Raw genomic sequence first — 22,056 nt, forward strand, 5'->3', positions numbered from 1 at the left:
AAACCCAGATGATCCGCATCCTCATCTTCCTAGCCGTCGTCTTCGCGCTTGGGCTCGGTTTCGCCTGGCTGGCCGATCGTCCCGGCGACATGGTCATCACCTTCAACGGCTATCAGTATCAGGTCAGCCTGATGGTGGCGGCGGTGGCGGTGGTCGCGGTCGTCGCCGCGGTGATGATCCTGTGGTGGCTGGTGAAGTCGTTGTGGAACAGCCCCTACACCATTTCGCGCTATTTCCGCGTGCGCCGTCGCGACCGCGGTTACCAGGCGCTGTCGACTGGCATGATCGCGGCCGGCGCCGGCGATGGCGTGCTGGCGCGCAAGAAGACCAAGGAAGCGGCGAAGCTGATCCGCTCCGACCAGGAACCGCTGATCCATCTTTTGGAGGCGCAGGCCTCGCTGCTCGAAGGCGACCATGAAGGCGCGCGCGAGAAGTTCGAGGCGATGCTCGACGATCCCGAGATGCGGCTGCTCGGCCTGCGCGGGCTCTATCTGGAGGCCGAGCGCCTCGGCGACCGCAACGCCGCCAGGCACTATGCCGGGCGCGCCGCGGCCGTGGCGCCGCAGCTTGCCTGGGCCGCCGAATCGACGCTCGAGGAACTGACCGGGCGCGGCGACTGGGATGGCGCGCTGAAGCTGGTCGAGGCGCAGAAGTCGACACGGCAGATCGAACGCGACGCCGCCAACCGGCGCCGGGCCGTGCTGCTCACCGCCAAGGCTGAGGCGCTGCTCGACACCGACGCCAACGCGGCAAGGACCGCTGCGCTCGAAGCCAACAAGCTGGTGCCCGAATTCGTGCCGGCGGCAGTCGCGGCCGCGAAGCTGCTGTTCCGTCAGAACGATGTGCGCAAGGGTTCCAAGATCCTCGAAACAGCGTGGCGGGCCGAGCCGCATCCGGAAATCGCCGAGCTCTACACCCATGCCCGTCCGGGCGACGCCGTGGGCGACCGGCTGAACCGGGCGAAGAAGCTGCAGGACCTGAAGAAGAACCATGCGGAGTCCTCGATGGCGGTGGCGCGCGCTGCGCTCGACGCGCAGGATTTCGCCACCGCCCGGCGCGAGGCGGATGCGGCCATCCGCATGGACCGGCGCGAAGGCGCCTATCTGCTTTTGGCCGATATCGAGGAGGCCGAGACCGGCGACCAGGGCAAGGTCAGGCAGTTGCTGTCCAAGGCGGTCAGGGCGCCGCGCGATCCGGCCTGGGTCGCCGACGGCGTCATCTCCGAACACTGGGTGCCGGTGTCGCCGGTCACCGGCAAGCTCGACGCGTTCGAATGGCGGGCGCCGATGGAGCGTCTCGGCCATCTCATCGACAGCCATGAGGAGGCTGCGGAGACCGTCGTGCCGGCGATCACCGTGTCTTCCGCGCCGGCGAAGGAAAAGACCATTGACGCCGTTTCGGCGGATGGGTCGGCCACGCCCGCGGCGTCCGATGCGGATCAAGTGAAGCCGGTCACCGCTGCCGCCTTTGCCGCCGTTCCCGCCGACGCCGAAGCGGTCGAGCCGGCGGAGGAGCTGGCACGGCTGCCCGACGACCCCGGCGTCGACCCGGACGACGAGGCGGAAAAAGCGCCGCGTCGGTTTCGTTTGTTTTGAGGCCGGGATCGGTCCCGCTCCTATGGGAATGAAGTGATGTTCGAACGCGTCTTGTCCTTCTTAAGGGATCTACCGGGCGGAGCCGCCGCGCGCGCCAACGCGGACGATCCGCGCGTCGCCGCGTCGGCGCTGCTCTATCACGTGATGAACGCCGACGGCGTGCGCCAGGATGTCGAGTGGGAACGGTTCAAGGCGGTGCTGGCGCAGACTTATTCGATTGGCGGCGAGGAGCTCGACGCGCTGGCCGCGGCCGGCGAGCGCGCCGACAATGAGGCGATCGACCTCTATGCCTTCACCAGCGTGTTGAAGCGCCATCTCGACGCCGAGGCGCGCAAGGCCTTCGTCGGCCTGATGTGGGAGATCGTCTATGCCGACGGCGAATTGCACGAACTGGAGGACAACACCGTGTGGCGCGTCGCCGAGCTGATCGGCGTCGAACGCCGCGACCGCGTCGAGGCGCGCCAGAAGGCGGCAGCCCGGGCGCCAGGCGCCCGCGGAACCTCAAGTGATGAATAGTCTGGGCGATGAATAGTCTGGGCGACGAATAGACAGGGTCCCGCCTTCCGATGCCTCCCAGACCGCGTTCGAAACCAAAGATCCTGATCGTGTTGCATCAGGAGAGTTCGAGCCCCGGCCGCGTCGGCCACATGCTTCTGGAAGAAGGCTTCGATCTCGACATCCGCCGGCCACCGCTCGGCGACGAACTGCCGGGCACGCTGGGCGGCCATGCCGGGGCCGTGGTGTTCGGCGGGCCGATGAGCGCCAATGACGAGGACGAGTTCGTCCGCCGCGAGACCAACTGGCTCAACATTCCGCTGAGGGAGAACCGGCCGTTGCTCGGCATCTGCCTCGGCGCGCAGATGCTGGTCAACCATCTCGGTGGCAGGGTCGAGGGTCACGGCGAGGGGTTGGTCGAGATCGGCTGGTATCCGCTGAAGGCGACCGAAGCCGGCAAGAAGCTGATGCACTGGCCGGAGATGGTCTACCAGTTCCATCGCGAGGGCTTTTCGCTGCCCAAGGATGCGACGCTTTTGGCAACGGCTGAGACCTATCCCAACCAGGCCTTCCGCTATGGCGACAACGCCTGGGGCATCCAGTTCCACGGCGAACTGACACGGGCGATGATGCAGCGCTGGGTGGTGCGCGGCGCGCATCGTTTCGAACTGCCCGGCGCGCAGCCTGGCCGCGACCATCTCGGCGGCCGGCTGATCTGGGACATGCACCTGAAGCGCTGGCTCGGCGAATTCTTGGGGCGGATCTTCGGTAAGCCGACTGAGGGATAGAGCAAAAGCCAATTGCCCTGAACGGCCGAGCTTGCGGACATTTGCACGGCCATTCCGTCATGGCTCGCCGGTCAGTCTTACGAACCGGCGACGTCAAGAACGGCCTGGACGAAGGCCTTCGGCGCCTCCTGAGGGAGGTTGTGCCCGACACCTCCCTCGATCTGCCGATGCTCATACTTGCCAGTGAACATCTTGGCGTATGAACTCGGCGCTGGGTGCGGCGCGCCGTTGGCGTCGCCCTCCAGCGTGATGGTCGGGACACCGATCGTCGGGGCGGTGGCCAGTCGTTTCTCCATTTCGGCGTACTCGGCCTCGCCTTCGGCCAGACCGAGCCGCCAGCGGTAGTTGTGGACCACGACGTCGACGTGATCAGGGTTGTCGAAGGCCGCCGCACTGCGCGCGTAGGTGGCGTCATCGAATGCCCATTTCGGCGAAGCGAGATGCCAGATCAGCTTGTTGAAATCGCGCCGGTTTTTCTCGTAGCCAAGACGGCCGCGTTCTGTCGCGAGGTAGAACTGGTACCACCACTCGAACTCGGCCTGCGGCGGCAGGGGCATCTTGCCGGCCTCCTGGCTACCGATCAGATAGCCACTGACAGCAACCAGCGCCTTGACGCGCTCGGGCCAGAGCGCGGCGACGATGTCGGCTGTCCGGGCGCCCCAGTCGAAGCCCGCCAGGACCGCGGTTTTGATCTTGAGACTATCCATGAAGGCTGTGAGATCGACGGCGAGCGCCGCTGGCTCGCCGTTGCGAAATGTCCCGGCGGAACGAAAGAGCGTTCCCCCATAGCCGCGCAGGTAGGGTACCAGCACGCGATGCCCCGCCGATGCAAGCATCGGTGCGACGTCGACGAAGCTGTGAATGTCGTACGGCCAACCATGCAAGAGCACGACCGGCGGGCCATCGGACGGGCCCGCCTCGGCATACTCGATTTTGAGCACGCCGGCATCGACCTGCTTCAGCGGGCCGAAGCACGCGTCCGGTTGTCCGGTCGCCTGCGCTCCGGCCACGACCGGCATGCCGAACTGGCCGGCGGCGGCAAGTGCGGCCAGGCCGAGCAAGCGGCGGCGCTGACGGTCGACCTCTTCGCGATCTGTGCTCATGCCCGGCCTCCTGTCCTTGCGGCGCAAGCTGATCGCTGCGCAGGCTTGGCGGGGATTATGCGCTGGGCCGAAACGCCACGCCAGTCAGAACGCACCGATCTGGTCACGCTGACGGTGCGAAGGGTGGCGCGGTGCCATGCGAGGTCGCACCGGCTCGTGCTGATCGAGCCCGTTGACGAGGAACGAGCCGCAGCGCTGGCTCGGCGGGTTCCTGGGCCTGATCTTCGGCAAGCCGGCGAGGAATAGAGCAAAAGCCAATTGCCTTGAGTGCAGCCTCATCGGTCTCGGCGGCGCCGCGAATCTGTGGTAAGCCGCCGCTCCACCAACCAAAGGACGACACCTGTGAGCGAACCTACCGTGGCCGAGGCGACCGAGAGTATCTATGCGTCGCTGCAGGCCAACAATGCCGACATCGATGCGCATATCGCGACGCTCAAGGCGGCGCTGGCACGAGAAGGGCTAAAACAGGCGGTGTTCAATCCGACCAGGTTGGTGCAGAACAACCGCTCGGGCCGCAAGTTGATGCAGGCCTATTTCCGGCAGCGCGGCGTGAGCGTGAGCTTTTCGGAGTAGCGCCGCACGCATTGCGGACGTGGCGTGCAGGCAATCTTGGGGACTATGCTGTAAGATCAGCTTCCGATTGCCAGCTAGCCGATCGCGAAACCCAATGCACCCATCTGAACGGCTCAGATTTTGGAGCGAGCGGCTTCCTGACGATGGTTCGCCTCGTAGCATGCTCGCCAATATCTCCGACGATGCGAACAAGCGCCTTGTCGCATTGCGAGCGGCCATGCGCGCCTTCCCTGGAATCGCACGCATTGGCGATGGGCCGTGGGGATTAGGGCGCGAAATAGACCTTCCCATTCGCCTGCATTCAATCCGGGCAATCTTCGTAACGTGGAGCGAATTCGTTTTCGATGGTGTTCGCAATGATGCCCGGCGTGAGGCGTTCGACGCCCTTGCGACGCCGCTGGCCAAACTCGATGAGGCCCTTCCCGACTTCTACGAGCGCAATATCATAAGCAGCGACTATGCTGTTGCCGCCTGGCAGGACGCAACCGAAGCTGCTCGAAGGGGAGTTTCGCTTGTCGAGGCGATTGCGGCACTGGAATTTCGTGACCTCGCATTCGATCGGAACCGCTCCTATCGGGACTTCCTCGACACGCTCAGCATATACGGTCCGACCGGACGCGATGACATGGCCAGATGGCGGGCAGCGCAACGCGTCGCCATAGGGGCGGATTGCGCTGTCTTGGGAGAAGGCGAGATGACAAGGGCGGGCCTTGCGCTTGCCCCGCTTTGGCCTGATGCGACCAGCGCCGCACTGGAAACCAATCTCACGATGCGCCTGAGCTTCAAGAACAGCCAAGATCTAGGATATGACATTGAGAAGTGGCTACGCGAGCGCAAGGACGGATCCCTGATCCTCGGCATGGGCGTTGAGCAAGCACGAGAGCGTGTCGTCCGGACCGCGAATCTCGCGGCTTCATTCTGGGAAACCCGACCCGCTGCCGACACGTGCCATGCTTTCGACTATTGCCTGCACGGAGATTTGCAGAACCCGGCCTGGGGCAGCGAGACAAGCCGCCGACCCTGACGTGCCGAAAGTGCGCAATCAGTTGCGGCCGGCACGGCGCGCGGTGCGGCGCTATGCAGTTGATAAGTATAGTTGCTAACCCAGCGATAGAACGAGCGGAAGGTGTCCCGTTCGAGCGCGACGCTTCTGCGCCGTGCGGTGCCACGGGGAAATCGACAACGCATTCCCGCACACGTCTCGCAGTAAATTTGGTATGCATATGCGAGGGAGAGGGGGGAAACAGATGAAACACGATCCTGGCTTGCCGTCCGACGCGACGCCGACGTTTCTGTTTCCGAAGACCTGATGCAAAAACAAAGTCAGATCTCATGTCTTCTTCAGATGTGACCGGCTCATCCAACCCCGCGGGCTGGGGATTGGCCGCAAAGCTGTTTGCAACCCTTGTCCTTCTTGGCGCGATCGCGGTCATGGTCACCGGGGCGCTCGGTTACTTCCGCGCCCGCGATGCTCTCGAAAAGGCAGTCTTCGACCAACTCACGGCCGCCCGTCAGACCAAGACGCGCCAGGTTGAAAACTACTTCCGCACGATCCAGGCGGAACTGCGCCTGCTTGCCACTTCCAAGATGGTGGTCGATGCGACACGCGAGTTCCGGACCGCGGTCGACCAACTCGACCGGGCAGGCGCGCCGCCTGAGCTGCGGCAGAGGGTCGGCGATTGGTACGCTGGGAACTTCATCCCCGGAATGACCCGCACCCTGGGCAGGGAACCAGCCCTGTCGGACTACCTGCCGGTCAGTGGTGCCCCCTACTATCTGCAGTATCACTACATTGTGGAAAATCCCAACCCCGCGGAACGGCGCAAGCTTCTCGACGACGCCGGCGACGGAAGCGAATACTCCAGACTGCATGCCATATATCATCCATTGATGCGCGCTGCGGCTACCACGGTCGGCTTTTTCGATCTCATGATTGCCGACCCCAAATCAGGTCGCCTGATCTATACGGTCGAGAAGCAGGTGGATTTCACCACGTCTCTTCAGTTGGGTCCGTACCGCAGCGCCAACGTCGCGGCCGCCGTCGCCCGCTGCTCGCAGGTCGCAGACCCGTCAGCCATCTGCCTCGTAGATTTCGCCTCCTATGCGCCATCAGGCGGCGCGCCGATCGCCTTCATGGCAGCACCGGTGATTGCCCAGGGCGTCGTCATCGGCGTGCTGGTCGCGAAACTTTCGAATGATGAGATCGACAACGTTGTCACCGGTAACCGCCGCTGGCGACAGGAAGGGTTCGGCGACACGGGTGGGGCCTATCTCGTCGGACCCGATTATCTGGCGCGCTCTGGCCCGCGGGCATTCTACGAGAACCGGGATAACTTCTTCGCCGACCTCAAGTCCGTCGGCGCCTCGGAAGAGGAGATCGCCGCCATTCAGCGTTACGGGACACCAGTGCTGCATCAGCGCATCGACACCGAGGCCTCCCGTGCCGCGCTCGCCGGCGTCGAGGGCACGGGCGAGATCATCGGATACCGTGGCGTCCCGACGCTCGCTTCATGGGGCCCGCTCGCGATTTCCGATCTCAAGTGGGCTCTCGTCGCCAAGGTCGACAGCGCCGAGGCCTTTGCACCGATCGCCGAACTCCGCCGGGATCTGTTGCTCGTCGGAGGACTGGCGATGCTCGTGGTCGCGGCCACCGCCGCCTGGCTTTCGCGCGCGCTGCTCGGACCGCTCCGCGATCTCACTGCCGGGGTCAAACGCTTCTCTGCCGGCGACTATGCGACCAGCGTGCCGGTCCGCACGCGCGACGAGATTGGCGAACTCTGCTCGGCCTTCAATGGCATGGTTGAGGATCTGCACCAGAAGAATGTCGTGATCGAGAACAAGAATCGCGAGAACGAGCAACTGCTGCTCAACGTCCTGCCGGCACCGATCGCCAATCGGCTGCGCGCCGGCGAGGAGAGGATCGCCGACGGCTTTGCCGAGGTCACGGTCGCCTTCGCAGATCTGGTCGGGTTCACGGCGCTGACATCGGAAATGCCGCCGCACGATGTGGTGATGTTTCTCAACGGACTCTTCACGCGCTTCGACGTTGCCGCCAACGATCTCGGCATCGAGAAGATCAAGACGGTGGGCGACTCCTATATGGCGGTGTGCGGCCTACCCGTTCCGGTGGCCAACCACGCCGAGCGCATGGTCCGCATGGCCATCCGCATGGTCCACATTACCCGTGAGCACGCAATGGAACACAACGTCTCGATGAAGCTCAGGGTTGGCGTCAACAGCGGGCCAGTGGTCGCCGGCGTCATTGGGAAGAGTAAGTACATCTATGATCTATGGGGTGACACAGTGAACCTGGCGAGCCGCATGGAGTCTGGCGGAGTTCCCGACTCTGTTCAGGTGACGCGCCCCGTCTACGAACAGCTCAAGGACCAATTCGTCTTCGAGCCGCGCGGCGCTATCGAAGTCAAAGGCAAGGGAAAAGTGGAAGCCTGGGTGTTGAGATTCTAGTCGCGGGGGGCAGCGCCGATGGCGTTCATGCGTGCAATGAGCCGATCCAAGATCAAGCAATAAATGGCAAAGTGGCTGCTTTGGGGACGCGGCGGAAATGTTTCCGACGACCGGGATGAGGTCCGAAGTCGAATGGCTTGTCGCGCTCACCCCCCAAAGCGGACTGACGGCTTCCGGCTAACCGCGGCATTTTCCACTTTGAGGCGAAATAATTCTCAACTATGGTTCGCCAGACTAAAGGCATGGGGGATTGCCGATGGTTTTTTCACGCAGGGGTGTTGTGACCGGCGGCCTGGCACTGGTCGCGGTCGGTGCAGCCGGCAATATTGTTCAAGCCGCGGCGTCAAAATCCTATTTCGCCGGTACCGCCATCGACAACAATTTTGTCTATCGCAAGACCAACTTCGCCAAGATCGACAAGAGATGGCATCGCCAGATCGTCAAGTATTTCAGCAGCGAGTCGGTCGGCACCGTCGTGGTCGATACCCGCCACCACTTTCTCTACCTCATCATGGAAAACAAGACCGCCATCCGCTACGGCGTCGGCGTCGGCAAGGAGGGCTTCAAATGGTACGGCCGCGCGACGATCGACCGCCGCGCGCTGTGGCCGCAATGGGTCCCGCCCCCCGAAATGCTTAAGCGCAGGCCGGAGCTTCCGCCCATGATCGCTGGCGGCGCGCCCAACAATCCGCTCGGGCCGCGCGCGCTCTATCTGTACCGCGACGGCGCCGACATCGGCTACCGCCTGCATGGCACGCTGGAGCCATGGAGCATCGGCACCGACGCTTCCAGCGGCTGCATCCGCATGTTCCCGGAAGACATCATCGACCTCTACCAACGGTGCCCGATCGGCACCGCGGTGGAGGTCCTGCCGCACATCGCCGACCAGGCGCCCGCTTCCACCACTGTCGAATGATTGGCGCATCATGAACCGCATGATTGAAAACACGCGCCGGCTGCTCGCAGCGGGCCTGCTGGTGCTGGCCGCATCCTGCTCGACCAGCAACACGCTGGCCCCTTCCACGCCCGACGTCACCAACGCCGAGATTGCCGGCTTCCAGACCGTGCAGCCGGGCAGCGAGGAGGATTTTATCCTCAATGTCGGCCGCCGCACCTATTTCACGAAAGGTTCGGCCGCGCTCGATTCTGTCGCCAAGACCACCCTCGACACCCAGATCGCCTGGTTGTCAAAGTATCCGCGCTGGCTGCTCAAGCTGCAGGGTTTCGCCGACGATCCCGGCGCAAGCGAAACAGCGCTGTCGCAGCAGCGCGCCGATGCAGTGATGGACTACCTCGCCGCGGGTGGCATAGACCGCAACCGCATGTGGGCCAAGGGCTACGGCAAGGACAGGCTCGTCCGCGACTGCCCCGACAACGCCTGCAGGTCGCAGAACCGCCGCGTTGTGTCCAATCTGCGCGATGAGAGGGACGACTCGTAGGGGGCTGCTGTTTTGCTGTCACCAAATCAGAGCCTCACAACGCGGCGGAATTTACCCGTCTCTTCCTGCCTGTATCATCCGCCGCCGCCCGCCTTGGCTTCCGGCATAACTTGCAGCAACGGTTGCGGTGATACTGCGATCTCTCCCGTGAAGGGCCGATCGTGGGCGAGAATTAACAGAACGGATGCCGCCACGCCGGTCGCAAAACTTCCAAGAGCGATCGCCGATGCCATTCGGTTATCACTATGAACGATCGCGATCGCGAGAAGAGCACAGAAGGCTTGCAGGATCAGGCAGGCCCACTTCGTGGGATTGACTTGTGCCGAGCTGACGAGAATCCGTTGGCGACGCGCCTCGAAGGCGTCTTCAAGCCACCTCGTCATCTCGCGCTGCGCGATCTCCTGGCCGGGATTGCCTGGCGCCAAAGCCAGCGTCGTCCGCAGCGCCTCGTTAAGCGCAGGTGGGATTATGGTGAGGGTCGCCGCGCTCTCGGCCATCAGCGGCCACTCCTGGCTCGTCGTTTCCTCGATATAGCTGCGAACCAGCGTCCGTAGGCGCGCCTCGGGCTCCCCGGGAAAGCTGCTCGCCAGAACCACGACCGACCGCAACGCACTGGCCTCGCGATTGACTGCCGCACTGGCGCGATCGCTGTCGCTCCAGACCTGAGCCGCGGTGAACGCCACAAACAAGCCAAAGATGATGCCGAGCGGCGGCAACATGCCAGGCGAAAGCGCCTTGAATGACCGCGCCGTGGAGCCCGCAGAAAGAGCGGCGATGCCTTGGTGCAAGATGAACGCGACGATATAGGTGGCCCCGAACACTACGAGAGCCATCCAAGCCAGTGGAAGAGTATGCAACCAGCCACTCATAGTACCACCCGCCCTATCCTGAGAATTCGTCGGCAGGCGTTTGTAGGGCCGTAGTTCCACTCGTGGCAATGCCACCGTGTTCCATCGTGTCAACAATCTCTACGTACGGCTACCAGCGCCGGTCGAAAGACCTGCTTTATCAATCCGTAACCACCCGGTGACAGGTCGAGGCCTAAACGTTGATGTGGCACGGCGAAACGCCGGCCTAAAGCAGAGATCGGTTGACCTTAAGCGAGTGTCAGCTTTGCGCCTCATGTCGGCCGTTGAGGGCACCTTTGCCAACTCGTGAAAGCAGACATTGCCGGCGACGAGGCTTGGCGGTCGCGGTCGCGACTGGCGCAAAGATCAGTCGAGGCTGATCCGCGTTCCCTTGGCGCCGTTGAGCAGCCGCTTGAGATGGAAGCTGGCGAGCTGGTCGTCCGGACATTTGCCGATCTGCGCGGCGAAAGCCGTAAGCGCGTTTGCATCGCCGGCCTCCAATCTGCCGAAGGCTTCAAGATAGCTGGCCGTCGAAGGATCATCATACTGCTTTGACGACAAAGGCTCGAACGCGCGCAGCGCCTCGGCCCTGCCGCGCAGCATCAGATCGCCGACCGGCCGTCCGCGGAAGCCGTCGACCCTTGCAGCGGCGCTCGCGCTGACGCAGATACGCGTGCCCAGCTGCTTGTTGGCGCTTTCCAGCCGCGCCGCTATATTGATGGTGTCGCCATAGGCCGTGTAGTCGAAGAAGCGGCCTCCGCCGAAATTTCCGACCAGCGCCGGACCTGCATGGACACCGATGCGGGTCGTACCGACCGCGACGCCCTTGTCGCGCCAGCTATCGCGGAACGATTGCGACAGCGCGTCGAGCTCGAGCGCGCAGGCAACCGCACGCGCCGCATGGTCCTGCTGCTCGCCAGGCGCGCCGAACAGCACATGCAGCGCATCGCCGACGATCTTGGCGACGGTGCCTTCATGCGCGAACACGACGTTGGTCATGCTGGCCAAATAGTCGTTGAGGAGCGCGCCTAGCGTGGCAGGGTCGATCGTTTCCACCAGCGTGGTGAAGCTGGTAATGTCGGTGAACAGCGAGGCGACCTCACGCCACTGCCCGGCTAGCGCCGACCCGTCGGCGTCGCCGGCCAGCCGCTCGGCCAGATTGGGCGAGAAGTAGCGCGACAGCGATGCATGAGCGCGCTCCGCGACCGCTTGCCGCCTATGCGCCTCGTGCAGCACCTCGCGATGCTTCAAGGTCTTGGCGATCGTGGTCTCCAGGTCGGCAAAGTCGATCGGCTTAGTAATGAAGTCGAAGGCGCCGCGGTTCATCGCAGTGCGGATGTTGGCCATGTCACCGTAAGCGGAGACGATGACCGTCGAAAGCTGCTGCCCCTCGGCCTGCTGCAGCTTCTCCAGCAGCGAAAGGCCGTCCATACGGGGCATGTTGATGTCGCACAGCACCATGTCGATGTCGCTGTTGCCGTCGATGACGGACAGGGCGTCCACACCATCGCTGGCAAACAGGAAAATGACCGCGCCGTCACGGATCTGACGCCGGAACTTCTGGACGATCAAGACCTCAAGGTCGGGCTCGTCGTCGACCACGAGGATGCGCGCCGTCACGCTACCATTCCCAGCCGCGTTTCGATCTGTTGCCTGAGCGCCGCAAAGTCGATCGGCTTGGTCAGCAGTGCTTCGGCGCCGTCCTCCAACACCTTGCGCTTGGTTTCGGCGTCGCCATAAGCGGTGATCATGATGACCGGGACGTCCGGCCGCTGCACCTTGATCTTCGGCAGGAGCTCGAGCCCGCTCATGCCGGGCATGTTGATGTCGGACAGCACCAGGATCAGTGTCACCCCTTCGGCGTGGTCTATCTGCTCCAACGCATCTACCGCCGATTGCGCGAACTCCATGGTGAAGCGGCTGGCTCGGATGTCGCGGCGGAACTGCTGGCGAAACAGCGGCTCGACGTCGGGCTCGTCGTCGACGACCAGGATGAGGAGGCTCATTCTTCACCTCCCGATTTTGCGAGCGAAGCCGCAGCGCGCGGCAGCACAATCCGAAACTCGGTGAACTCGCCTGGCTGGCTGATGACGTCGATCGTGCCAGCATGCTGTTTGACGACGATGTCGTGGCTGAGCGACAGGCCGAGCCCAGTACCCTCGCCGGCTGGCTTGGTCGTGAAGAATGGATTGAACATCTTCTCCTTCACCTCCGGCGGAATGCCGGTGCCGTTGTCGCGGATCCTGATTTCGACACGGTCGCCGAGACTCATGGTGGTGGCGCAGAGCGTCGGCTCATAGCCCGCGCCATTCGCCGCGGCGCCGCGCTTGGCTGTTGCATAAAAGCCGTTGGAGATGAGGTTGAGAAGCACCCGCGTGATCTCCTGCGGGTAGAGATCGACATCCCCCGCCTGCGGGTCGAAATTCCGCGTCAGCGTGACGTTGAATCCCGGCTTTTCGGCGCGCGCCCCGTGATAGGCAAGGTTCAGGCTCTCCTCCACGACGGCATTGATCTCGATCGGACGATGCTCTCCTGAACCCGCGCGCGAATGCAGGAGCATGTTCCTGACGATGGAATCGGCCCGCTTGCCGTGCTGGCCCACCTTGTCGAGATTGCTCTTGAGCATGGCTGTCAGCTCGGCGACCTCTTCGCGCACGGATGCCTCCAAAGGCGCTCCGTCCAGCACACTGCTCAAATCATCGATGAGTTCGCTGGAGAGCGCTGAGAAGTTGTTGACGAAGTTGAGCGGGTTCTTGATCTCGTGGGCGATACCGGCGGTCAACTGGCCGAGTGAGGCGAGCTTCTCCGTTTGCACGAGGCGGTCCTGCGCGGTCCTCAGATCGTCGAGCGAGCGTGACAATTCGCGGGTACGCGCCTGCACCTCGTCGAACAGCCGTACGTTCTCGATCGCTATGCCGGACTGGTCGGCAAACGTCTCGACAAGCTCGATCTGCCTCGGCGTGAAGTCCCGCACCTGTGACCGCGTCAGCGCGAACACTCCGACCGGCGCGCCTTCGCGTAAGATCGGAACGCATAGAATGGTTCGGTAGCCGCCGAGCTTCTGGAGCTGCGTTGCCCCGTAGTCCGGGTCGGCGAGCACGTCCGAAACGTGGACGGCGCGGGCTTCGAGGGCCACCCTTCCGGTGACGCTGTCGCGACCGGCGGCGAAGGGATTGGCTTTGGCGAAAGCCGCGGCTTCAGGCAAATTGCCGTAGTTGGCCGACCATCGGTAGAGATCGCCGTCGCGCTTGAAGATGACGCTCGTGTCCGCGTCGCACAGCTTGGCCGCTGATTCTGCCAGCGTGTCGAGAACCGGCTGCAGGTCGAATGTGGAACGGCTGATCGCCTTCAGAACATCCGCCGTTGCCGTCTGCTGCTGCAGCGACTCGCTCAATTCCGCCGTGCGGGCCTGTACCTCGTCGAACAAGCGGACATTTTCGATGGCGATCACTGCCTGGTCGGCAAAGGTTTCGACGAGTTCGATCTGCCTTTCGGTGAAGGGCCGCACCGTCGAGCGGGTGAGTGAGAAAACGCCGATTGGAACCCCCTCGCGCAGCAACGGCACGGCCAGCACCGTGCGGTATCCGCCGAGCCGCTGTCCTTCCCACAGCGTGTAGTCGGCGTCAGCCAGCACGTCCGGAATCTGGACGGCCTTGCCTTCGAGCAGGACTCGGCCGACCCCGGTGCCGCGCCCCGGGACGTGCACAAAGCCGCTGAAATATTCCTCGAGCTCGGCCGGATAGCCGTAACTCGCAGCCTCGACGAATTTGCCGTCCGTCTCACGCACGATCGAGGCGTTGTCCGCTTCGCACAGCCGGGTCACCGATTCGGCCAGAGCGTCGAGCACTGCCCGTAGGTCGAACGTCGAGCGGCTGATCGCTTTCAGGACGTCGGCCGTCGCCGTCTGCTGCTGCAATGCTTCGCCAAGCTCGGCGGTGCGCGCCTGCACCTCCTCGAAGAGCCGCACATTGCCGATTGCGATGACGGCCTGGTTGGCGAAAGTCTTAAGGAGGCCGATTTGGTTGTCGCTAAAGGGCCGCGCCTCGATGCGCCGGATCATAAGCGCTCCGATTGCTTTTCCTTCCTGCAACAGCGGAGTGGCGAGAATCGCACGAAAACCAAGAAGTTGAGCCATCATTCGGGCAGTTGCAAACTCCTCTCCAGCGATGGTCAAGTCCGTAACGTGGACCGGCACCCGATCCAATACGGCGCGGCCGGTAACGACGTCGCGCGCGACCGGCAAGCCAGTGCCGTCAATCGGAATCGGTCCGTGATGCGCTCCCACAGCCAGCCTGTCGGAGCGCAGCAGATAGATCGTTGCGTCATAGGCGTCGCAGAGCCGAGCGGCTCTTTCAGCGACGGCGTCCAGCACAGGCTGAATGTCCGTAGGAGACCCGGCGATCACTTGCAAAATCGCGCCGGTGGCCATCTGCTGTTCCAGCGACTCGGCTAGGTCGCGGTTGCGGGTCTCCACCTCTTCGAACAGCCGCACGTTCTCGATCGCGATGACCGCCTGATCCGAAAATGTCTGCACCAGTTCGATTTCGCGCGTACTGAACGGCGAGACCGACGAGCGGGCGAGGACGAAGACGCCGGTCACGGCGCCGTCACGCATCAGCGGAACGCCCAGCAGGGTGCGGAAGCCGCCGAGCCGTTGGCCTTCGATGTTGGTATACTCCGGATCGTCGAGAACGTCGGCAATCTGCTCTACGGACCCGCTCTGGGCAACACGGGCGGCGATGCTGCCCCGGCCCGGCGTGACCGGGAGGTTGTTCATGTGGTCCTGGAATTCTTGGCTCCATCCGATCTGTACCGTCGGCTGCAACACGTCGCCCTGGCGCAGATAGATGTAGCCCATCCCGGAATGACAGAGGTCGGACGCGGACTTCACAAGCGTATGCAGCACGGAATCGAGATCGAACACCGAACTGCTGATCGTCTTCAACACTTCGGCCGTCGCCGTCTGCTGATCCAGCGCCTCGGCCAGTTCACGATTGTGCCCCTCGACTTTCTCGATCAGCCGGGCATTCTCGATGGCGATCACCGCCTGGTCGGCGAAGCTCTCGACCAGTTCGACTTGACGCGGTGAAAATAGCCCGATCGTCCGACGCCCCATGCCGAATACGCCGATGGTCTCCTGACCCCGCTTCAGCGGAACAGCAAGTACTCCGCGGAAACTGCCCATGATTGCCGCTTCCGGCCTTTCGTATTCTGGGTCTTCGAGCGCGTCCGCCACGTGGATCGTCAATCCCTCCAGCGCGGCGCGGCCCTGGAACGTCCCTCGTCCCACGACATGTGGGTTGGCTCGTTCGTAGGCATGCAGCTCGGCAGCCTGCCCGCCGCCTGCCATGAACCGCAGCGTATCGCCAACGCGCAATGTGATTGCGCCCATGTCCGCCCCAGCCAGGCGTATTGCCGAGTCGACCAGCGTCTGCAGTACCGGTTGAAGATCGAAGGCCGACCGGCTGATTGCCTTGAGCACATCGGCGGTCGCGGTCTGCTGCTCCAGCGCCTCGCCGAGATCGCGCGTGCGCGCCTGCACCTCCTCGAAGAGGCGGACATTTTCGATGGCGATGACGGCCTGGTCGGCGAAGGTTTTGAGTAGCTCGACTTGTTTTTCGCTGAACGGTCTGACCTCCGTTCGGCGAATGACGAGCGCTCCAATGGCCTCGTCCTCACGCAGCAAAGGGGTGGCGAGAATTGTCCGGTGACCAAGCCGCAGCGCCATCGATCGGCCTGCAGGGAACTCGCCCTCCAGCGCGAGCAGATCATGCACGTGGATCGGCCTGCGATCGATCACGGCGCGGCCGGTGACCCACTCCCGCGTGATCGGAAAAGTGGCGAAGTCGATGGGGATCGGCCCGTGGTGTGCGCCAATGGCCAGCGATTCCCCTTGCCGCAGAAAGATCGCCGCGTCATAGGCGTCGCAGAGTTGTGCGGCGTTTTCGGCGACCGCATTCAGGACCGGTTGGATGTCGGTCGGCGATGCAGCGATCACCCTGAGGATCGCACTCGTCGCAGACTGCTGTTCAAGGAGATTGGCGACCTCCGCGGTGCGCATCTGATTTTCTTCGCGCGCGGCTGTCAACTCGGTTCGGAGCGAGCTGATAGTCATCTCAGAGTCGGAGTCGGGCCCTCCCACTGAGGTGCTCCTGTCTTTCTCTGCTCAGTGTCGGCTTTGGCCAGCCTAGCGTCAAGTTTGGTGACCTGCAACGTCCGTTTGTGACGCAGCGCGGCCGCTTTGGTGATGCACCTGAGCGTCGGATTTCGGAGCTGTTGCAGACAGGGAATACGTCCGAGATGGGATCGTAGGCCGAGTGCCCGCTTCTTCGCACCTTGACCTAAAACCAGTCGGTCAGCCTCCGGCCCCATCTCAGCCATTATCGGCGCAAGCTGATTGGCGCGAGCGTCGGATCCAGCGGCTAAGATCCGGTGCTAATCAATTCCGGCCGTTGAGGTGCCGTACCCGCCGCAGCGCCGGGAACAGCCACGCCCACAAGCCCGCAACCGCGACGGCGCCGATGCCGCCGATCACCACCGCCGGCACGGTGCCGATCAGCGCCGCCATGGTGCCGGCGCGGAATTCGCCGACCTCGTTGGAGGCACCGACGAAGACCTGGTTCACCGCATTGACGCGGCCGCGCACCTCGTCCGGCGTCCACAGCTGGATCAGCGTCTCGCGGATATAGACGCTGAACATGTCGGTGGCGCCGAGCAAGGCGAGGGCCAGGATCGACAGCCAGGTGATGGTTGAAACGCCGAACAGAACGGTGACAGCGCCGAACAGAGCGACGAAGCCCAGCATGATCTTGCCGGCATGGTCGCGGATCGGGTGGCCGGCGAGCCAGACCGCGACGCAGATGGCGCCGATGCCTGGTGCCGAGCGGAGCAGGCCGAGGCCCCACGGGCCGAGCTCGAGGATGTCGCGCGCATAGACCGGCAGCAGCGCGGAGGCGCCCGACAGCAGCACGGCGAAAAGATCGAGCGAGATGGCGCCGAGCACGATCTTCTCGCTCCAGATGTAGCGGAAGCCGGCGAACAGCGTCTCCATCGTCGGCTTGTCGGTGGCAGTCTGCTGGGCGGGCTTCGGAATGGTGAAGACCAGCACGGCGGCCACCAGCATCAGGAGGGCGGCGGTGATGTAGGCCGCCTCCGCCGAAAGCCCGTAGAGCAGGCCGCCGGCAACCGGGCCGACAATCGTCGCCGTTTGCCAGGCCGAAGAATTCCAGGCGATCGCGTTGGCGAAATCCTCCTGCGGCACCAGATTGGCGAACAGCGAGGACGAGGATGGTCCGTAGAAGGCGCGCGCGATGCCGAACATGGCGAGCACGACGAAGATCGGCAGCGGGCCGGCGAGGCCGCGCAACGTAAGCAGCAAGAGAGCAACCGCACAGCCCGCTTCGATCAGCGACGACAAGGTCATGATCAGGCGGCGGCCGAAGCGGTCGGCGACGACGCCGGTGACCAGCACCAGAAGCAGCGACGGCAGGAACTGGACGATGCCGACGATGCCGAGGTCGAAGGGATCGCGGGTGAGGTCGTAGACCTGCCAGCCGACGGCGACCGAGACGATCATGGTGGCGAAAGTGGTGAGGAAGCGCGCCGCCCAATAGCTGAGGAAGGGTCTGTGCCGGAACGCGGCATAGCGCTGGTCCGGCGATGTCTGCTCAACAGTCATGGAAGGAAAGGCCCCATTGCGAAAGATGGCCGGCGGGGCAACTTCCACGATGGGCGCTGGTCCGGCCAGATGACCTTCTAGCAAAGTTCGCGGCGGGATGCTTGGCAGAATCGGCGCTGGATCAAGAATTTTTCCGACCCAACGGACAGGAGGAACGGAAAATCAGTCCCTCAGCGCGGCGGAAATGGCCTCGAGCCCACCGCGCAATTCGGCTTCCTTCGGCCAGCCGAAGCCGACGCGGAAGAAGCGCTTCGGAATCTCGAACCAGTGGCCGGGGCCGACATAGGTGCCGTGGTCGTCCAGAAGCCTGGTGTAGAAGCGGTCGAGGTCGAATTCGGCGCCGACATTGAGGCGAGGGAAGCCGACAACTCCGCCTTCCGGTCGCACCCAGTCGACCAGCGGCTCGCCGTCGACCCAGGCCTGGACGATGTCGCGGCGTCTCGCCATCTCCGGCAACAGTGTCTCGAGGAATGCGTCGCGCCGCTCGAGCACGCCGCGCGCAATGCCTTCGTCGATGACGCTGCCGCAAATGCCGATCTGCTCCTTGGCGGCGAGGAATCTTTCCTGGAGCGCGGCATCGCGGGTGACCAGCCAGCCGACGCGGATACCCGGAATGCCGAAGGCCTTGGAGAGCGAGGAGACGCTGATGGCGCGCCGGCTGAGCGATGCGGCCGCCGGCAGGCGCTGTCCGTAGGACAGGTCGCGATAGGTCTCGTCGACCAGCAGATGGCATTGCCGGCTTTCGGCTAGCGCCACCAGCGCGTCGAGATCGGCGCGGCTCATCATCGTTCCGGTCGGATTGTGCGGGCAGGTGACGCTGATCAGCTTGGTATTGGGCCGCAGGCTGGCCTCGACCCGCGCGATGTCGACGGCAAAGCCTGCGTCGAAATCGAGGTCGACATAGGAGATGGCGCAGCCGATCGCCCTGGGCGTCTCGATGTTGGTGGCGTAGTTGGGCCGCACGACCACCAGATGGTCGCTGGCCGAAAGAAGCGAAGTGGCGATGATGAACAGGGCACCGGCCGCGCCGGCGGTGACCAGCACGTCATCCGGCGTAAGGCCGTCATCCTGCGCGGCAACCAGCGCGCGCAATTCCCTGTCGCCGCGATGCTCGCCGTAGAACAGCGTCAGGTCGGGCAGCGACAGGCCGATGTCGGAGAGTTTCTGGTCGGCGATCGAGCTTTCGGAGAGATTGTAGCGGATGCGGTCGTAGCCGTATTCCTCCGGCGCTTCCTTCTCGATCACCATCCTGGCGTAGTTCATGGCTTCCCCCCAAACAGCCTGTCAGGGTTATCCAAGCCACAAAAGCATGAAGCCTGCCAAGGCGGATTCGCCGGCAGGCTTCTGTTCCAGTCGTTGAAACTATTGGCTCAGGCGCCAGACCGCCTCAGGCGATCTTGGCCTTCCTGCCCCTGGTCTTGACCGGCGCCACTTCGGCGGCCTTGCGGCCGAGGCCGATCGACTTGGCCAGCTCGGAGCGCGAGGCGGCATAGTTGGGGGCGACCATCGGGTAGTCGGCCGGCAGGCCCCATTTGGTGCGGTAGGCTTCTGGCGTCAGCCCGAAATGGACGCCGAGATGGCGCTTCAGCGATTTGAACTTCTTGCCGTCCTCGAGGCAGATGATGTAGTCCGGCGTCACCGACCGCCTGGGATTGACCGCAGGCACGAGCGGCGCGGCCACCGGGGCCGGCGGCTGGCCGAGGCTGCTGATCGAGGCGCTGACGCTGGCGATGAGGTCGCTGAGGCCGGCGGCGGGCAAGCGGTTCTTCTCGACGTAGGCGGACACGATGTGGGCGGTAAGCTCGAGCAGGTCGATTTCCTTGCGAGCGTCATTGCTGTCGTCGGCCAATTTATGTCTCCGTCGGTAGGGGGGTGGCGCGACTCCTAGTCGGCAAATCTGGGCAAAGCAATGACTTCGCGCCACGATACACGTTATTTTGAACAACTATACTGAGATATAATACTATCAGACGATCAGCGCCTTGTCGCGCCATAGTCGAAAACCCCCCTCAAAAGCCCGCGTATTGTCGCCGCGCCTGGAATCCGCGGGCATTTCATCAAGCTTGTCGACATTGCCGCCGCCGATGACGACGTAGTCCGGCTGCAGGGCGGCGCGAAGCCTGTCAACGACGTCGAAGACGGTTTTGCGCCACTTCTTCTTGCCGCGCTTCTCCAGCCCGCGCTCGCCGACATAGTCCTCGAAGCTGCCGCCCTTCTTGTAGGGAAGGTGGGCAAGCTCCATCGGCTGGGCGACATTGTCGACGATCATCGCGGCGCCGAGGCCGGTGCCGAGGCCGAGGAACAGCATGCGGCCGCCCTCGTAGCTGCCGATGGCCTGCATAAGCGCGTCATTGATGACCTTCACCGGCCTGTCGAACGCGGCGGCGAAGTCGAAGCCCGCCCAACCCTTGCCGAGATTGGCGGGGTCGGCGAAAGGCCTGTTGTGGGCGACCGGACCGGGATAGCCCATCGAGATCACGTCATAGGGCAGGCCATCGGCCAGCGTCTTCACCGAGGCGATCATCTGCTGCGGCGTCAGCCCCGGTCCGGACTCGGCGCGGCGCTCCTCGCCGCCGGCGCTGGTCAGGATCTTCACATGCGAGCCGCCTATGTCGATCGTCAGCACGATCTGTTCGCCGTTCGCCACGGTCGGCTTTGCCGTCTTGACCATGTCGTTGCCTTTATTTCGATGGGTTGATCCAGCCGTTCGGCGGTCCGAAGCCGTTCATGGCATCGGCCGGTCCCCAGGTCTTAGGCGCGTAGATATGCGGCGGCGTCGTGTCGCCAAGCACCGGGCCGACGATGCGCCAGGCAAGCTCGGCCGCGTCCTGACGGGTGAACAGCTGGCCATTGCCGTTCATGGCATCGCCGATCAGCCGTTCATAGGGCGGCATGTCGCCCTTTGAGTCATCAAGCGCCGTCAGCTCCACCTGCTCGCCGACCATGTCGTCGCCGGCCATCTTGCGCTGGGCGCCGATCGAGATCGCCACCTGCGGGTCGATGCGGAAGCGGACATAGTTGGCATCATCGGGCTTGATCGGGTCGAAGACGTCGAGCGGCGGCCGCTTCAGCCGCACGATCACCTCGGTGGCGTGCACCGGCATGTTCTTGCCGGCACGGATGAAGAACGGCACGTCCTGCCAGCGCCATGTGTCGACGAAGAAGCGCACGGCGGCGAAGGTCTCGACCGGCGAATCGGGCTTCACGCCCGGCTCCGCCAGATAGCCGTCGAACTGGCCGCGCACGACGTCGTCCTTCGTCAAGGTGCGGATGGCGCGAAGCACCTGCACCTTCTCGTCGATCAGATCGTGAGCGGAACGGCCGACCGGCGGTTCCATGGCGAGCAGCAGCAGGATGTTGAGCAGGTGGTTCTCGATGACGTCGCGGATGCAGCCGACATCGTCGTAGAATTTGCCGCGACCTTCGATGCCGAAATCCTCGGCCATGGTGATCTGCACGCTTTCGACGAAGTTGCGGTTCCAGATCGGCTCGAGGAAGGAATTGGCGAAGCGGAAATAGAGCAGGTTCTGGATCGCTTCCTTGCCGAGATAGTGGTCGATGCGGAAGATCGACTGCTCGTCGAACACCAGGTGCAGCACCCGGTTCAGCCAGCGCGCCGACTGCAGGTCGTGGCCGAAGGGCTTCTCCACCATCAGCCGCGCGCCACGTGCGGTGCCGGACTGCTCCAGCCCCTGGACGACGGTCTCGAACATGGTCGGCGGCACCGCCATGTAGTGCAAGGGGCGCTGCGCGGAGCCGAGCGCCGTCTTCAGCTTTTCGAAGGTGGCGCCGTCACGATAGTCGCCGCTGACATAGCGCAGCAGCGAGGCGAGCTTGGCGAACACGTTCTCGTCGATGCTGCCCAGCGCGTTGACGATGCCGTCGTGGGCGCGCGCCTGCAGTTTGCCGATGTCCCAGGGGTCGAAGGCGACACCGATCACCGGCTCGGTGAGCGTCCCCTTGGCGACCATCTGGTAAAGCGCCGGAAATATCTTCTTGTGCGCGAGGTCGCCGGTCGCCCCGAAGAGCACCAGCGTGTCGGACCGTTCCTGGCTCATTATGTCTTCCCCGC

Annotated in this window: 18 protein-coding genes; 8 read left to right on the forward strand and 10 right to left on the reverse strand. The window is 63.7% G+C overall.

Going from position 1 to position 22,056, the window contains the following annotated elements:
* Positions 1-8: 8 nt before the first annotated feature.
* The 3 genes from JG743_RS05055 to JG743_RS05065 are packed head-to-tail and all read left to right on the forward strand — an operon-like array spanning position 9 to position 2,878.
* Complete coding sequence (locus JG743_RS05055; protein WP_202298740.1) at positions 9-1,595, forward strand: heme biosynthesis protein HemY; 1,587 nt, start codon at positions 9-11, stop codon at positions 1,593-1,595.
* Positions 1,596-1,631: 36 nt separating this feature from the next.
* The gene (locus JG743_RS05060) at positions 1,632-2,111 is read left to right on the forward strand and encodes a tellurite resistance TerB family protein (protein ID WP_202298741.1); all 480 of its coding nucleotides are present in this window, start codon (positions 1,632-1,634) and stop codon (positions 2,109-2,111) included.
* A 50-nt stretch (positions 2,112-2,161) separates the two neighbouring features.
* The gene (locus JG743_RS05065; RefSeq protein WP_202298742.1) at positions 2,162-2,878 is read left to right on the forward strand and encodes a glutamine amidotransferase; all 717 of its coding nucleotides are present in this window, start codon (positions 2,162-2,164) and stop codon (positions 2,876-2,878) included.
* A gap of 77 nt (positions 2,879-2,955) precedes the next feature.
* Here JG743_RS05065 and JG743_RS05070 read toward each other — a convergent pair whose 3' ends face one another.
* Positions 2,956-3,981 carry an alpha/beta fold hydrolase gene (locus JG743_RS05070; protein WP_202298743.1) on the reverse strand — a complete coding sequence of 342 codons (1,026 nt, stop codon included), beginning with the start codon at positions 3,979-3,981 and terminating at the stop codon, positions 2,956-2,958.
* 342 nt (positions 3,982-4,323) lie between these two features.
* On the opposite strand from JG743_RS05070, the gene JG743_RS05075 reads away from it, so the two are divergent.
* The 5 genes from JG743_RS05075 to JG743_RS05095 all read left to right on the forward strand — a co-directional run bounded on the left by JG743_RS05075 (position 4,324) and on the right by JG743_RS05095 (position 9,458).
* Complete coding sequence (locus tag JG743_RS05075; RefSeq protein WP_202298744.1) at positions 4,324-4,554, forward strand: hypothetical protein; 231 nt, start codon at positions 4,324-4,326, stop codon at positions 4,552-4,554.
* Between the two features lie 160 nt (positions 4,555-4,714).
* Positions 4,715-5,578, forward strand: a complete 864-nt coding sequence (locus JG743_RS05080) for a hypothetical protein (RefSeq protein WP_202298745.1) — start codon at positions 4,715-4,717, stop codon at positions 5,576-5,578.
* A gap of 308 nt (positions 5,579-5,886) precedes the next feature.
* A complete protein-coding gene (locus tag JG743_RS05085) occupies positions 5,887-8,019 on the forward strand; it encodes an adenylate/guanylate cyclase domain-containing protein (protein ID WP_202298746.1) in 2,133 nt (710 codons plus the stop codon).
* Between the two features lie 256 nt (positions 8,020-8,275).
* Positions 8,276-8,935, forward strand: a complete 660-nt coding sequence (locus JG743_RS05090) for a L,D-transpeptidase (RefSeq protein ID WP_202298747.1) — start codon at positions 8,276-8,278, stop codon at positions 8,933-8,935.
* 10 nt (positions 8,936-8,945) lie between these two features.
* Positions 8,946-9,458, forward strand: a complete 513-nt coding sequence (locus JG743_RS05095; protein ID WP_202298748.1) for an OmpA family protein — start codon at positions 8,946-8,948, stop codon at positions 9,456-9,458.
* 74 nt (positions 9,459-9,532) lie between these two features.
* Here the strand turns inward: JG743_RS05095 and JG743_RS05100 are convergent, their stop codons facing one another.
* The 9 genes from JG743_RS05100 to zwf all read right to left on the reverse strand — a co-directional run bounded on the left by JG743_RS05100 (position 9,533) and on the right by zwf (position 22,042).
* A complete protein-coding gene (locus tag JG743_RS05100) occupies positions 9,533-10,327 on the reverse strand; it encodes a bestrophin-like domain (protein ID WP_202298749.1) in 795 nt (264 codons plus the stop codon).
* A gap of 345 nt (positions 10,328-10,672) precedes the next feature.
* Positions 10,673-11,926 carry an adenylate/guanylate cyclase domain-containing protein gene (locus JG743_RS05105; RefSeq protein ID WP_202295055.1) on the reverse strand — a complete coding sequence of 418 codons (1,254 nt, stop codon included), beginning with the start codon at positions 11,924-11,926 and terminating at the stop codon, positions 10,673-10,675.
* Positions 11,923-12,312, reverse strand: coding sequence for a response regulator (locus tag JG743_RS05110; RefSeq protein WP_202295053.1), 390 nt, complete (start codon positions 12,310-12,312; stop codon positions 11,923-11,925). Before JG743_RS05110 ends, JG743_RS05105 begins: the two co-directional genes overlap by 4 nt.
* Positions 12,309-16,367 (reverse strand): GAF domain-containing protein, encoded by a 4,059-nt coding sequence (locus tag JG743_RS05115; RefSeq protein WP_244673065.1) that lies wholly within the window; start codon positions 16,365-16,367, stop codon positions 12,309-12,311. The genes JG743_RS05110 and JG743_RS05115 overlap by 4 nt, the downstream gene beginning before the upstream one ends.
* 378 nt (positions 16,368-16,745) lie before the next feature.
* Entirely contained in the window at positions 16,746-17,984 is a 1,239-nt protein-coding gene (locus JG743_RS05125) for an MFS transporter (protein WP_202298750.1), read from the reverse strand.
* A gap of 162 nt (positions 17,985-18,146) precedes the next feature.
* Complete coding sequence (locus JG743_RS05130) at positions 18,147-19,247, reverse strand: aminotransferase class I/II-fold pyridoxal phosphate-dependent enzyme (RefSeq protein WP_202298751.1); 1,101 nt, start codon at positions 19,245-19,247, stop codon at positions 18,147-18,149.
* Between the two features lie 124 nt (positions 19,248-19,371).
* The gene (locus JG743_RS05135) at positions 19,372-19,833 is read right to left on the reverse strand and encodes a MucR family transcriptional regulator (RefSeq protein ID WP_202298752.1); all 462 of its coding nucleotides are present in this window, start codon (positions 19,831-19,833) and stop codon (positions 19,372-19,374) included.
* Between the two features lie 117 nt (positions 19,834-19,950).
* Positions 19,951-20,655, reverse strand: a complete 705-nt coding sequence (locus JG743_RS05140; RefSeq protein WP_202298753.1) for an ROK family protein — start codon at positions 20,653-20,655, stop codon at positions 19,951-19,953.
* Positions 20,656-20,665: 10 nt separating this feature from the next.
* Positions 20,666-22,042, reverse strand: a complete 1,377-nt coding sequence (gene zwf / locus JG743_RS05145) for a glucose-6-phosphate dehydrogenase (RefSeq protein WP_202298754.1) — start codon at positions 22,040-22,042, stop codon at positions 20,666-20,668.
* Between the last annotated feature and the right edge of the window lie 14 nt (positions 22,043-22,056).

This window comes from Mesorhizobium sp. 131-2-1, from assembly GCF_016756535.1.
Taxonomy (GTDB): Bacteria; Pseudomonadota; Alphaproteobacteria; order Rhizobiales; family Rhizobiaceae; genus Mesorhizobium.

Coding starts and splice junctions, on each gene's coding strand:
- JG743_RS05125 (WP_202298750.1), bottom strand. CDS start 17,984: ATGACTGTTGAGCAGACATCGCCGGACCAGCGCTATGCCGCGTTCCGG.
- JG743_RS05090 (WP_202298747.1), top strand. CDS start 8,276: ATGGTTTTTTCACGCAGGGGTGTTGTGACCGGCGGCCTGGCACTGGTC.
- JG743_RS05060 (WP_202298741.1), top strand. CDS start 1,632: ATGTTCGAACGCGTCTTGTCCTTCTTAAGGGATCTACCGGGCGGAGCC.
- JG743_RS05080 (WP_202298745.1), top strand. CDS start 4,715: ATGCTCGCCAATATCTCCGACGATGCGAACAAGCGCCTTGTCGCATTG.
- JG743_RS05085 (WP_202298746.1), top strand. CDS start 5,887: ATGTCTTCTTCAGATGTGACCGGCTCATCCAACCCCGCGGGCTGGGGA.
- JG743_RS05055 (WP_202298740.1), top strand. CDS start 9: ATGATCCGCATCCTCATCTTCCTAGCCGTCGTCTTCGCGCTTGGGCTC.
- JG743_RS05065 (WP_202298742.1), top strand. CDS start 2,162: ATGCCTCCCAGACCGCGTTCGAAACCAAAGATCCTGATCGTGTTGCAT.
- JG743_RS05095 (WP_202298748.1), top strand. CDS start 8,946: ATGAACCGCATGATTGAAAACACGCGCCGGCTGCTCGCAGCGGGCCTG.
- JG743_RS05070 (WP_202298743.1), bottom strand. CDS start 3,981: ATGAGCACAGATCGCGAAGAGGTCGACCGTCAGCGCCGCCGCTTGCTC.
- zwf (WP_202298754.1), bottom strand. CDS start 22,042: ATGAGCCAGGAACGGTCCGACACGCTGGTGCTCTTCGGGGCGACCGGC.
- JG743_RS05100 (WP_202298749.1), bottom strand. CDS start 10,327: ATGAGTGGCTGGTTGCATACTCTTCCACTGGCTTGGATGGCTCTCGTA.
- JG743_RS05110 (WP_202295053.1), bottom strand. CDS start 12,312: ATGAGCCTCCTCATCCTGGTCGTCGACGACGAGCCCGACGTCGAGCCG.
- JG743_RS05115 (WP_244673065.1), bottom strand. CDS start 16,367: ATGCGCACCGCGGAGGTCGCCAATCTCCTTGAACAGCAGTCTGCGACG.
- JG743_RS05140 (WP_202298753.1), bottom strand. CDS start 20,655: ATGGTCAAGACGGCAAAGCCGACCGTGGCGAACGGCGAACAGATCGTG.
- JG743_RS05130 (WP_202298751.1), bottom strand. CDS start 19,247: ATGAACTACGCCAGGATGGTGATCGAGAAGGAAGCGCCGGAGGAATAC.